The 12377-nt window shown below is 70.8% G+C and carries 14 protein-coding genes; 10 read left to right on the top strand and 4 right to left on the bottom strand.

All coding sequences use genetic code 11. The features are described 5' to 3' along the window. Positions 1-29 precede the first annotated feature (29 nt). From BJ964_RS21135 to BJ964_RS21105, 7 genes are all read left to right on the top strand, one after another. Positions 30-689, top strand: a complete 660-nt coding sequence (locus BJ964_RS21135) for a glycosyltransferase family 2 protein (protein WP_188122274.1) — start codon at positions 30-32, stop codon at positions 687-689. Then, positions 686-1339 carry a TIGR04282 family arsenosugar biosynthesis glycosyltransferase gene (locus BJ964_RS21130; RefSeq protein WP_188122273.1) on the top strand — a complete coding sequence of 218 codons (654 nt, stop codon included), beginning with the start codon at positions 686-688 and terminating at the stop codon, positions 1337-1339. The genes BJ964_RS21135 and BJ964_RS21130 overlap by 4 nt, the downstream gene beginning before the upstream one ends. Beyond that, complete coding sequence (locus tag BJ964_RS21125) at positions 1336-1977, top strand: methyltransferase domain-containing protein (protein ID WP_188122272.1); 642 nt, start codon at positions 1336-1338, stop codon at positions 1975-1977. The genes BJ964_RS21130 and BJ964_RS21125 overlap by 4 nt, the downstream gene beginning before the upstream one ends. Before the next feature lie 116 nt (positions 1978-2093). Then, positions 2094-3161, top strand: coding sequence for a molybdopterin-dependent oxidoreductase (locus BJ964_RS21120; protein ID WP_229806995.1), 1068 nt, complete (start codon positions 2094-2096; stop codon positions 3159-3161). Then, a complete protein-coding gene (locus tag BJ964_RS21115; protein WP_188122270.1) occupies positions 3158-3601 on the top strand; it encodes a hypothetical protein in 444 nt (147 codons plus the stop codon). The genes BJ964_RS21120 and BJ964_RS21115 overlap by 4 nt, the downstream gene beginning before the upstream one ends. 9 nt (positions 3602-3610) lie before the next feature. Next, on the top strand, positions 3611-4321 hold the full coding sequence (locus BJ964_RS21110) for a response regulator transcription factor (RefSeq protein WP_188122269.1): 711 nt from the start codon (positions 3611-3613) through the stop codon (positions 4319-4321). A gap of 8 nt (positions 4322-4329) precedes the next feature. Beyond that, on the top strand, positions 4330-5331 hold the full coding sequence (locus BJ964_RS21105) for a sensor histidine kinase (protein ID WP_188127074.1): 1002 nt from the start codon (positions 4330-4332) through the stop codon (positions 5329-5331). Between the two features lie 18 nt (positions 5332-5349). On the opposite strand, the gene BJ964_RS21100 is transcribed toward BJ964_RS21105, so the two are convergent. From BJ964_RS21100 to BJ964_RS48020, 4 genes are all read right to left on the bottom strand, one after another. Further along, positions 5350-6954 (bottom strand): ABC transporter permease, encoded by a 1605-nt coding sequence (locus tag BJ964_RS21100; protein ID WP_188122268.1) that lies wholly within the window; start codon positions 6952-6954, stop codon positions 5350-5352. Then, complete coding sequence (locus tag BJ964_RS21095) at positions 6951-7844, bottom strand: ABC transporter ATP-binding protein (protein ID WP_188122267.1); 894 nt, start codon at positions 7842-7844, stop codon at positions 6951-6953. The genes BJ964_RS21100 and BJ964_RS21095 overlap by 4 nt, the downstream gene beginning before the upstream one ends. A 250-nt stretch (positions 7845-8094) precedes the next feature. Then, entirely contained in the window at positions 8095-8808 is a 714-nt protein-coding gene (locus BJ964_RS21090) for a flavodoxin family protein (protein ID WP_188122266.1), read from the bottom strand. A gap of 14 nt (positions 8809-8822) precedes the next feature. Beyond that, positions 8823-9071, bottom strand: a complete 249-nt coding sequence (locus BJ964_RS48020; protein ID WP_407650813.1) for a DM13 domain-containing protein — start codon at positions 9069-9071, stop codon at positions 8823-8825. 320 nt (positions 9072-9391) lie between these two features. Here BJ964_RS48020 and BJ964_RS21080 point away from each other — a divergent pair, with 320 nt between their 5' ends. From BJ964_RS21080 to BJ964_RS21070, 3 genes are all read left to right on the top strand, one after another. Further along, a complete protein-coding gene (locus BJ964_RS21080) occupies positions 9392-9814 on the top strand; it encodes a CBS domain-containing protein (RefSeq protein ID WP_229806994.1) in 423 nt (140 codons plus the stop codon). Further along, positions 9811-11097 carry an ArsB/NhaD family transporter gene (locus BJ964_RS21075; RefSeq protein WP_188122263.1) on the top strand — a complete coding sequence of 429 codons (1287 nt, stop codon included), beginning with the start codon at positions 9811-9813 and terminating at the stop codon, positions 11095-11097. The genes BJ964_RS21080 and BJ964_RS21075 overlap by 4 nt, the downstream gene beginning before the upstream one ends. A 125-nt stretch (positions 11098-11222) precedes the next feature. Further along, complete coding sequence (locus BJ964_RS21070) at positions 11223-12194, top strand: calcium/sodium antiporter (protein ID WP_188122262.1); 972 nt, start codon at positions 11223-11225, stop codon at positions 12192-12194. Positions 12195-12377: the final 183 nt, after the last annotated feature.

The following is a 12377-nucleotide window of genomic DNA, read 5'->3' as shown; positions in this document are numbered from 1 at the left end:
CGGGCCGATCACGTCCTAGCGTCCGCAGCATGACCGATGTGGTGCTTCCCTGCCGGGACGAGGCTGCGGCCCTGCCCGGCCTGCTGGCCCGGATGCCGGCCGGCTACCGGCCGATCGTGGTGGACAACGGCTCGACCGACGGGTCGGCCGCGGTGGCCCGCGCTCACGGCGCCGAGGTGATCAGCGTGGCCGAGCCCGGGTACGGGGCGGCCGTGCACGCCGGTGTGCTGGCCGCCGACCCGGACGACGGGGTGGTGTGCGTGATGGACGCCGACGGCTCCTTCGACCCGGCACAGCTGCCCCGGCTGGCCGGGCCGGTGCTCTCCGGTGCGGCCGAGTTGGGCACCGGCCGGCGGCGTCCGGCAGCGCGTGGGGTGTGGCCGCTGCACGCGCGGGCCGCCAACGCCGTTCTCGCCCGCCGACTGCGCCGGACGACCGGTCTCGACGTGCACGACATCGGCCCGATCCGGGCCGTACGCCGCGACGACCTGCTCGCGCTGCGGTTGCGCGACCGTCGGTTCGGCTATCCGCTGGAACTGCTGATCGCAGCCGGGCGGGCCGGGTGGCGGGTGATCGAGGTCGACGTCGACTACCACCCGCGGGCCGCCGGCACCCGCTCCAAGGTGACCGGCACCGTCCTCGGCACCCTCCGGGCGGTCCGTGACATGAGTGCGGTGCTGGCCCGATGAGCGCTCCCCAGATCCTGGTGATGGCCAAGGCGCCGGTTGCGGGCCGGGTCAAGACGCGGCTGTGCCCACCCTGCGCTCCCGGCCAGGCAGCCCGGGTCGCCGCCGCCGCGCTGGCCGACACCCTCGACGCGGTCGCCATGGCCGCGGCCGGTTCCCGCGTCCTGGTCGTCGACGGCGACTACCCGGCGCCGCCGGGCTGGACGGTGGCCCCTCAGCGGGGCGGCCCGCTCGGCGACCGCCTCGCCAACGCGTTCGCCGACAACCGGGCACCGGGCACCGCCACCGTCCTGATCGGCATGGACACCCCACAACTCACCGCCGCCGATCACCTCGACAAGGCCCTGCGGCTGCTCGCCGATGTGGACGCGGTGCTGGGGCCGGCGGACGACGGCGGCTGGTGGGCGCTGGGCCTGCGCGACCCCGGCCACGCCGAGATCTTGCGCACCATCCCCACGTCCACGCCGACCACCGGGCGGCAGACGCTGACCGCACTACGCCGCCACGGCCTGCGCGTACAGCTGCTGCCTCACCTGCGCGACGTGGACACCGCGGCCGACGCGCACGCGGTGGCCGTCATGTGCCCGACGGACAGCCGTTTCGCTCGTGCTGTCACCGCCGAGGTGCCATCACCCACGGCGGTCGCCGGATGAACGCCGTCGCGGTCTTCGACGCCGCCATCAACCGGGCCGCGGCCGGCATCCCCGCCGCGTTCACCGCCCGGCACGCCAGCGGCAGCCTGCTCCGGTTCGACCCGATCGCCTGGTGCCAGGACGCCATCGCCGGAGACGAGGCACTGCTCGACCGCTGCACCGGCCCGACCCTCGACGTCGGCTGCGGACCCGGCCGGCTCACCGGCGCGTTGACCGGCTCCGGCCGGCCGGCCCTCGGCATCGACGTCAGCGCCGCGGCGATCCGCCTGGCCCGCCGCCGCGGCGCGATCGCGCTGCAACGCGACGTCTTCGACCCGGTGCCCGGCACCGGCCGCTGGCAGCATCTCCTGCTGGCCGACGGCAACATCGGCATCGGCGGCAACCCGCACCGGCTCCTGCGCCGGTGCCGTGAGCTGCTGGGACCTGCCGGGTTCCTGCACGCCGAGCTGGCGCCGCCCGGCACCCCCGCCTGGTCCGGCATCGCGACGGTGCAGACCCCGGCCGGCCAGGGCAGTCCACTGCGCTGGGCCTGCGTTCCCGTCGACGGACTTTCCGCCCTGGCGTCGGCTGCCGCCATGCGCATCCTCGACACCAGGACGGAGGCGGGTCGATGGTTCGCCACGCTGACACTTCGTTGAGCCGATGGTTGCAGGCACCTTTGCCGGCGCCGCCGGAAGTACTGCGGCGAGGTCCGCTGCGCCCCGGCCGGTTCAGGACGTCGTCGCGATCGACCCGCCTCACCAGTCAGCTCGGCATGGCGCTCGCGGTGACGTTCGCCGTCTGTTTCGTCACCGGCCTGATCAGTCATCTGGTTCAGCACCCGCCAGGGTGGTTCTGGTGGCCGTCGCGGCCCGTCGGGCTCTACCGGTTCACACAGGGCCTGCACGTGGCGACCGGGCTTGCCACGGTGCCGTTGCTCGGCGCCAAACTGTGGTCGGTCTATCCACATCTGTTCACCTGGCCGCCGATCCGGTCGATCGCCCACGCGGCCGAACGCGCGAGCGTCGGCGTGCTGGTCGCCGCCGCCCTGTTCCAGGTGGTCAGCGGCATCCTGAACGTCGCCCGCTGGTATGCGCCGATGCCGTTCTTCTTCACTTCCGGGCACTACTGGGTGGCCTGGTTGGTGGTCGGCGCGATCCTGGTGCACATCGGCGTACAACTGCCGGCCGTGCGCACCGCCCTCGCCGCGCGCCCTGTCGCCGAGGCGGACCGGGACGGGCTGAGCCGGCGCGGGCTGCTCGGCGCGGTCGGCGCCGCCGCCGGGCTGATCACCCTGACCACGGTCGGCCAGACCGTCCGGCCGCTGTCCGGCCTCGCGGTCCTCGCGCCCCGCGTCCCGCCTGTGGGCCCGCAGGGGTTGCCGGTCAACGCGACCGCTGTCGGCGCTGGGGTCGCCTCCCTGGTCGTGGATCCGTCGTACCGGCTGGTGGTCACCGGCACACGCCGGCAGCTGAGCCTGGACCTCGCCGCCCTCGCCGCGCTCCCCCAGCACACCGCGGACCTGCCGATCGCCTGCGTGGAGGGCTGGAGCGCCTCCGGGCAGTGGACCGGCGTCCGGTTACGTGATCTGGTGGCGCTGACCGGGGACGACCCGGACCGGGTGGCTGTGCTGGTGGAGTCGCTGCAGACAGGCGGCCGGTACCGGTCCACGACCGTGCCGGCCGAGCACACCCGTGACCCGCTCACCCTGGTCGCGCTGCGGCTTGGCGGCGAACCCCTGCACCTGGATCACGGCTACCCGGCGCGGCTGATCGCCCCGAACCGGCCCGGCGTGCTGCAGACCAAATGGATCGGCCGGATCACCGTGCTGGAGCCACGATGACAACGCGGACCGTCCTGGCCCTCACCGGAATTCTGATCATGGGGTACGCCGTTGCCGGCGCCCTCCACGACCCGGATCTGGCCCCCTCCGGTGTGCTGACGTTCCTGGCCGGGGTGCTGGTCGTCCACGACGTCATCTGGATGCCGGCCCTGCTCGCGGTGGGCGCCGTGATCACCCGCCTGGTCCCGCGACGGCGTCGCCCGGCGGTCATCGCCGCGACGATCTGCGCCGCCGCGATCACGATCGTGGCGCTGCCGCTGGTTCTCGGGTTCGGGCGCCCGGCGGACAACCCTTCGGCGCTGCCATCGGCGTACGGCCGGAACCTGGTTGTCGTACTTTTCATCGTCGCTGTCGCCGCGTTGCCGCGGCGCCGGCGGGCGGGGGGCCGTAAGAATTCCGAAAGGCCTGGGAAGGACGTTCCGGGAGCCGGTGATGGGTAGCGTGGCCGGATGGGACATCGGGTGCTGGTGGTCGACGACGACGCCACGGTCAGTGACGTCGTACGGCGCTACCTGGAGCAGGCCGGCTGTGAGGTCCGGCTGGCCGCCGACGGCGCCGACGGCCTCGCGGCGATCGCCGCCCAATGCCCCGACCTCGTCGTCCTCGACCTGATGATGCCCGGCATCGACGGCCTGGAGGTGTGCCGCCGGATCCGCCGGCAACTGCCCGGCCTGCCGGTCATCATGCTCACCGCGCTCGGTGAGGAGGCCGACCGCGTCCTCGGGCTGGAGGTCGGCGCCGACGACTACGTGACCAAACCGTTCTCCCCTCGTGAGCTGGTCCTGCGAATCCAGTCGGTGCTGCGGCGCACCGGCACACAGGCGGTGGGCCCCGGCACTGCCTCGACGCTGCGTGAGGCGGACCTGACCGTCGACATCGCACGCCGTGTCGCCGAACGCCACGGCGCTCCGCTGTCACTGACCGTCCGGGAGTTCGACCTGCTGGTCTTCCTCATGCGCCATCCCGGCCGGGCCTGGTCACGCGCCGATCTGCTGGACAAGGTCTGGGGATGGCAGTTCGGTGACCAGTCGACCGTCACCGTCCACGTCCGCCGGCTCCGCGAGAAGATCGAGAACAACCCGGCCGAGCCGGCCCGCATCCGCACCGTCTGGGGCGTCGGATACAGCTACGAGCCACTCGACGAGGGACACCACCGGTGAACGACACGATGCTCATCGGGCTCTACGCCCTCACCGCCGGAGGGATCGTCGGCCTGGTCGGCGCTGGGGTGCTGCGTTTACTGCGCGGCCGCTCCATCCTCGTCCACATCCTGGTCCTGCTCGCCGTCACGGTGCTCGCCGTGGTCGCCGGCGTCGCCACGGTCGCCCAGGCCATGTTCCTGTCCGCGCACGACCTGTGGGTCGTCCTCGTCACCGTCACCGCCTCCGCGGTGATCAGCCTGGCCGTCGGAGCCGTCTTCGGCAGGCGGCTGGCCGCCTCCGCGGTCTGGGCGCAAGCGGCCCGGGACCGCGAACGGCACCTGGAGGCCGGGCGCCGCGAACTGGTCGCCTGGGTGTCGCACGACCTGCGCACCCCGCTGGCCGGGCTGCGGGCGATGGCCGAAGCCCTCGAGGACCGCGTCATCCAGGACCCAGCCACCGTCGACGAATACCACCGGCGGATCCGCATCGAGACCGACCGCATGACCCAGCTCGTCGACGACCTGTTCGAACTCTCCCGGATCAACGCCGGCGCGCTGCACCTGGTACCCACCACGGTGCCGCTGAGCGAGATCGTGTCCGACGCCATCGCCGGTGTCGCCCCGCTCGCCGCGAGCCGGCGCATCCGGCTGGTCGCGGCGGACAGCGGCTGGCCGCTCGTGCGGGCCGGGGAACGCGAACTCACCCGTATCGTCAGCAACCTGCTGATCAACTCGGTCCGGTACACGCCTGCGGACGGGACCGTGCACATCGCCGCCGGCCACGAGCACGGCAGTGTGTGGCTGGCCGTCTCCGACACCTGCGGTGGCATCCCCGACAGCGACCTGGGCCGGGTCTTCGACGTCGCGTTCCGCGGCGAACGCGCCCGCACACCGGGAACCGACGGATCCGGCGGCGGCGGGCTCGGCCTCGCGATCGTGCGCGGCCTCGTCGAGGCCCACGGCGGCCGAGTCGGCGTACGCAACACCGGCCCCGGCTGCCAGTTCGAGGTACGCCTACCCGCAGCCTGATCGCCCGCAGCAAGTAGTTCACGACCGTAGATCCCGCCTGCGGTAACCGACGCCGCCGGCGACGGTCAGGATTGCGGCGAGCCCCGTCATCGTGGCTGAGGCGGTCCAGTCGACAGGGGTCAGCGGTACGGGTGCCAGATGTGTGAACGGCGACAGGTTCCGCACCCAGTTCGGTGCGGCGATGCTCTCGGCGATGACGAGCAGCAGGAAGCCGCCGGTGGCCGGCAAAGCGCCGATGACACCCACCCATCGTGGTGCCCAGCCGGTGGCGAACACCGCGGCGCCGAGACTGAGCCAGACGACCGGCAGCGTGTTCCACACCCCGCGCATAGCCGCGGCGAGCTCGAAGTCCCCGCCGATGATGGTCACTCCGAGCCAGGTGGTCAGGCCGGCGAGGGTGACCAGCACGGTGGCGGCGCCCGCGGTCGCGGTCAGCTCCGCGCCGAGCAGGCGTGTCCGCCGGATCGGCTGGGCCGCCAGCAGGGTCAGGCGCCGATCGGCCTCGGCGGCCACGAACGCGCTCATCCGCACGGCGGTGAACCCGCCGACGGGCAGGCCGAGGATCGCGAACAGGACGGCGGCGAAGCCGGCGACGTCACCGAGTGCGTCGAATCCGGCGGCGGCGGCCTGGTCGGCCATCGCCGGATTGTCGGTGAGGAAACCGGTCACCGACACCGCGGTCAGGCCGATCAGCAAATAGTAGGCGCCGATCCCGATCGCCCAGCCGGTCAGCGGCCGCAGCACTCGCCGCACCGCGAACGCTTCCGCGCTGCCGAGTAGCCCCAGCCGGGGACGGCGGCCGGCAACCGCCGGGACCAGCCCGCCACGGATCTCCCGCCGACCTGCGGCGGCCAGGGCCGCCACGGTGATCGCTGCCGCCACGACGAGCATGATCAACAACGGCAAGGTTCGATTGTGTACGTACGGTCCGCTCAGCCCCAGCAGCCCGGACGGTGACAGCCAGCGGAGCCAGCCCAGTGCGGTGACACCGTCGCCGATCATCCGGAGCAGCAGGGTCACACCGAGCACCGCCACGGCCGTGCCGGTGGCCGCCGCCCGGGCGGGAAAGATCTGCGCGGCGAGCGCGGCCACCGCAACGAAGACCATGCCGAGCAGGCCGGTTCCGGCACCGTGCAGCACGGCCCCGGACACCGGAGTGCCCGCTGCGATCAGCACTGCGGCCAGCAGACAGCCGGTGACAGCCGGAACGATCATGACCGCGGCGAGGTGACGGAGCACGACCTCCCGCAGCGCGACCCGCCCCGCCAGCAGAATGTCCCACCGGCCGGAGTCCTCCTCGCCGCGGGTGATTCGGGTGGTCGCCATAATCGCCCAGGCTCCGAGCAGCACCGCGGTGACCGTGCCGACCCGCCACACCGTGAACCCGCCCGCGGTGTCCAGACCGACCGGTTCGCCGAAGAGCGTGCGGATGGCCGGGTTCCCGGCGAGCGCTTCCAGGCTGCCCGCCGCGGCCGGGTCCGCCATCACCTGGGCGTAAGTGGAGGTGACCAGTGCCGTCATGCCGGTGATCAGCACGACGACGATGGAACCGCTACGACGGACCTGCCGGATCGCCAGGCGGGTGACGGCACGCCCCGGGGCAGGCAGGATGTCGGTGCTCATCGGCCCGCCCGCGTCCCGTAGTAGTCGAGAAAGATCTCCTCGAGACTCGGTTCCCGTACCGAAAGGGCGGTGATGTCAGCATCAGCCAGCGCCCGCAAGGCAGGCGCCGGCGGCCCGGTCAAAGTGAATCGCAACTGCCCCTCGCCGACCGCCTCGACCGTTCCCACACCTGGGACGGTCGACAGCGACGGCACGGCGCCGCGGTAGGCGACACTGACCTCGCAGCGGTGCAGGCCACGGAGCCGGCCGATGGTGGCGACCTCGGCGAGCCGTCCCGCGCGCAGGATGCCGACCCGGTCGCAGACGGCCTCGACCTCGGCGAGCTGATGCGAACTCAGGAAGACGGTCTGCCCGCGGTCGCGTGCCTGACCGACGGCGGTACGAAACTCGCGTTCCATGAACGGGTCCAGACCACTGGTCGGCTCGTCGAGCACCAGCAGCGGCGCCCGGGTGGCGAATGCGGCGATCAGCGCCACCTTCTGCCGATTGCCGGTCGAATAGGTGCGGGCCGGCTTCGACAGGTCGAGCTGAAATTGTTCGACGAGTTCATCACGATAGGCCAGATCGGTACCGGGACCGGTCTGGGCCTGGAGGTGCAGGATCTCAGCGCCGGTCAGCTGCGGCCACAACGCCACATCGGCCGGGACATAAGCCAGCGAGGCGTGCGCGCGGGCGACGTCGGCAGCGTCGACGCCGAACACCTCGGCCCGCCCTACGGTGGGCCGGGCCAAGCCGAGCAGCAGGCGGATGGTGGTGGATTTACCGGCCCCGTTCGGCCCGAGGAAGCCGAACACTTCGCCCGGCCGTACGTCCAGGGTCAGGGTGTCCAGGGCGGTGAGACGACCGTATCGTTTCGTCAGCTCGACAGCGCGCAGTGCAGGCTCAGACATCGGGAAGCCCTTCGGTCGACATGAATCGATGACCGCCGACCAGGCTTCCCGGCACACCTGGGCTCACCGTACTCCCACCCGGATCCACCTGAAACCCTCAGCCGCTGAACGCACAGCTCCCGCGCAACGCGACTCCGGTCCGTAGCCGCTTCAAAGCCGCAACCGCTGACACCGGTCCGTCACACTGCCCGGGTTCTGGTCCCCGAGCGCCTACCCAACGATGTTCTTCTGAACGGTCAGGCCTGGCAGGTCATCGGTATTCGGGGTTGGCGAAGTCGAAACGGCAACCGGCGTCCCACTCGCTGCGCTGGTTGCCGTGTGCGGGGATGCCACCGGCGTCCTTCAGCATCCGCGCGAGGTGTAGCAGGTTCCAGGTCATGAACGTGGTGTTGCGGTTGGTGAAGTCGTTGTCGGGACCGCCCGAGCCCGGGTCCAGGTAGGACGGGCCGGGGCCGGCCTCGCCGATCCAGCCGGCGTCGGCCTGTGGCGGGATCGTGTACCCGATGTGCTGAAGGCTGTAGAGGACGTTCTGGGCGCAGTGCTTGACGCCGTCCTCGTTACCGGTGATGAGGCAGCCGCCGACCCGGCCGTAGTACGCGTACTGCCCGGCGTCGTTCAGCTCGCTCGAACAGGCGTAGAGCCGTTCGATGATCCGCTTCGTGACCGAGGAGTTGTCGCCGAGCCAGATCGGTCCCGCGATGACGAGGATGTCGGCGGGCTTGACCAGGTCGCGGTAGATCGCGGGCCACTCGTCGGTCGCCCAGCCGTGTTCGGTCATGTCCGGCCAGACGCCGGTGGCGATGTCGTGGTCGATCGCCCGGATCACGTCGACGGCGACGCCCTGTTTGCGCATGATGCCGGCGCTCACGTCGATCAGCCCGCCGGTGTGGGTCAGTTCGGGGGAACGCTTGAGCGTGCAGTTGACGAACAGGGCGCGCAGGTCGTCGTAGCGGGTCTCGGTCATAGGTGTCGGTCTCCTCAGTCGGTGAGCTGTGCGGCGCCGAAGGACACGTGGAACCGCTCGCACCGGATCGAGACGCTGCGGTACACGGTGAGGTCCAGGTCGTCCGGTATAGGGTAGTTCTGGCTGCCCTTGTCGCCCTTGAGCGCGCCGACGTCGACGTGTCGGCCGTCGTCGAAGACGTACCAGCCGTCCCGGCGGCGAGCACAAGCCAGGCGACGCGACGCCGGCCCGGCGTGTCTATCAGCTTCTTCATCGACAAGCACGCGGCAGGAACCGGGCTTACCTAAGGGGTAGCTCATCAGCGCCCGCGGCCGCTAGGCATACACCCCCATCGGGTACGCCGATCTTGGGACCGAACCGATCTACATGAGCGAGGCTGTAGCGGTCGAGGTGGAATCTGCCGACAGGGGCGGACGCCTACCCACACCCGACGTCGGCCCGGACGGTCCACGTGCACCTGGCGGTGACGGCGTCACCAGTGATCCGTTAGGGTGGGGTGAGGAGCGCCGGGAAGTCTGGTCGGCATCGTGTTCAGCGACGATCAGAACAGGAAGTTTCCGATTTGCGTGCCTCCGATCTCGTCGTGCCCTGGCCGACCGTCACTCTCGCTACACCGGCGATCGAAGCGGCTCGGATCCTCGCCGACGCCGACCTGCCCGGTCTGATCGTCGTCGACGACAACGGCGCGCCGTTCGCGGTACTGCCCGGGACGCAGGTGCTGCGCCTCGCGGTCCCGTCGTACTGCCAGGACGACCCGACCCTCGCGCAACTGGTCGACGAGGCCGCGGCCGACGTGTTCATGCGCGAGCTGGACGGGCGTACGGTGCGCGAGTGCCTGCCGCCGCAGCCGCACGAGCTGCCGGTGGTGTCCCCGCAAGTCACCGTGTTCGAGATCGCCGCGTTGATGGCACGCACCCGCAGCCCTCTGGTAGCGGTCGTCGACGGCGGCATCCTGCAGGGCGCGGTCACCCTGCACGGGCTGCTCGACCGGGTCGTACCGCAATGACCCTTCAGGCGTGGCTTGCCGTGGCCGTGTTCGTGATCGCCTACGTGCTGATCGCGACCGAACGGGTACATCGGGTCGCCGCGGCGCTGGCCGGAGCGGTCGCGATGCTGCTGATCGGCGCGACCGACGCTCAGCACGCGTTCTTCTCCCCCGAATCAGGGGTGGACTGGAACGTCATCGTGCTGCTGATCGGCATGATGCTCATCGTCGGGGTGCTGCGCCGCACCGGCCTGTTCGAATACCTGGCGATCTGGGCGGTCAAACGTGCCCGCGGCCGGCCGTACCCGGTCATGGTCCTGCTCGTGGTCATCACCGCGGTCGCCTCCGCCGGACTGGACAACGTGACCACGGTGCTGCTCGTCGCGCCGGTGACCCTGTTCGTCTGCGACCGGCTCGGCCTGCCCGCCGCCCCGTTCCTGATCGCCGAGGTGATGGCGTCCAACATCGGCGGTACGGCCACCCTGATCGGCGATCCGCCCAACATCATCATCGCCAGCAAGTCCGGTCTGACGTTCAACGACTTCCTCAACGTCCTCGCGCCGATCGTGGCGATCCTGCTCGTGGTGTTCCTGTTGCTGTGCCGGTGGCTGTTCCGTGACGCGTTTCGCCACGACAGCGCCAAAGTCAGCGCCGTGATGGCGATGCGTGAACGTGACGCGGTGCGCAACCCACGCCTGCTCGTGGTCAGCCTCGCGGTCCTGGCCCTGGTCCTGGCCGGGTTCGTGCTTCATTCGGTGCTGCACGTCGAGCCCGCGGTCGTCGCGATCGTGGGTGGTCTGCTGCTGCTGGCGGCGTCCCGCCTGGATCCCGACGAGGTCGCCAGGGACGTCGAGTGGCACACGCTGCTGTTCTTCGTCGGCCTGTTCATCATGGTCGGCGCGCTGGTCAACACCGGCGCCATCGGACATCTGTCCCAGGCCGCCGCCCAGGCCACCGAAGGCGAACTGTGGGGCACGACCCTGCTGCTGCTGTGGGTCTCGACCGGCCTGTCGGCGATCGTCGACAACATCCCCTACGTCGCGACGATGAGCCCGATCGTGGCCGACCTCGTCCACGCCGACGGCACCGCACAAGGCAACGTCCTGTGGTGGGCCCTGGCGCTCGGCGCGGACCTGGGCGGCAACGCCACCGCCATCGGAGCGTCAGCCAACGTCGTCGTACTCGGCATCGCCGAACGCGCCGGCCGGCCGATCACGTTCTGGCAATTCACCAAGTACGGCCTGATCGTCACCGCCATCACCGTCGCGATCTGCGTCCCCTACCTCTACCTGCGATTCTTCTAGCCCTTCCCGCACGCTGCCGGGACCGGACTGGACGGGCGCGGATGCGCTACGGTGTGGACCGGTGTGCCGGGAAGCCTGGTCGGCGAGCAACCCCTCTATCCCTGCACGCCCTGGAGCACCACACGATGCTCGTTCAGATCCTGCTTGTCCTGGCCGGTTTGGCCCTGCTGACCTTTGCTGCCGACCACCTTGTGCTGGGCTCCTCCCACCTGGCCACCCGCTTGCGCATCAGTCCGGTGGTGGTCGGCGTCGTCGTGATCGGGGTGGGCACCAGCACGCCGGAGTTCCTGGTGTCGGCGCTCGCCGCCAGCCGCGGCGACACCGGTATCGCGGTCGGCAACCTGGTCGGGTCCAACATCCTCAACCTGACACTGATCCTCGGGATCGCCGCACTGATCGCCCCGTTCACAGTGGACTCGACGTTGATCCGCCGAGAGGTACCGCTCGCGGTGGCGTCGGTCGCGGTGTTCGCCGTGCTGGCGTGGTGGGGTCTGTCTCCGATGACCGCACTCGTGGCGGCCCTGGCGGCAGCGGGCGCGTTGTACATGCTGGTCCGGTGGGCCCGCTCCAGCGGCAATCAGGAACTGACCGCCGAGGTAGCTGAATTCAACGCCGCCGGCCGTGCCGTCATGGTGGGACCTGTCTCGCGGCCGCCGGCATGGTTCGAGCCGGTACGCACCGCGCTGGGCCTGGCCGGAGTACTCGCCGGGGCGCAACTGCTGGTCGTCAACGCCGCCACGATCGCCACCGCGCTCGGCGTACCGCAACTGGTCATCGGGTTCACCCTCGTCGCGCTGGGCACGTCGCTTCCGGAGCTGGTGACCACGATCCAGGCCCAGCGCCGCGGTGAGACCGACCTGGTCGTGGGCAACCTGTTCGGCAGCAACCTGTTCAACGGCCTCGCCGGTGGCGCGATGGTCGGCTTCGCATCCGGCATGGACCACCCAGCCCGCGCCGGGCTGCCACTGCTCGTAGCGATGGCGTTCACGGCGCTGATCGCATGGGCACTGCTACACCGGGGCCTGCGGCTCAGCCGCGCCGACGGGCTGGTGCTGCTCGGCGCGTACGCGCTCACCCTGCCGCTGCTGACCGCCTGAGCTTTACTTCTACCGGCGCTGTTACTGCTGTACGCGCACTGCGAACCCGCAGCAGGGTCCGCCATGACCTCGACAACCTGGCCGACACCGGCTCGACCTGCCCGCCGACGCTATCGCTGCGACCCGGCTCGACCGGGTCGAACATGCCGTTGCCCGCGAAGGCGTCGTCATGCCGACCGCCTG

Origin of the sequence: Actinoplanes lobatus, assembly GCF_014205215.1 — a bacterium.
GTDB classification, from domain to species: domain Bacteria; phylum Actinomycetota; class Actinomycetes; order Mycobacteriales; family Micromonosporaceae; genus Actinoplanes; species Actinoplanes lobatus.
The sequence above is the reverse complement of the archived record's forward strand: the minus strand, read 5'-3'. Positions and strand labels throughout refer to the sequence as shown.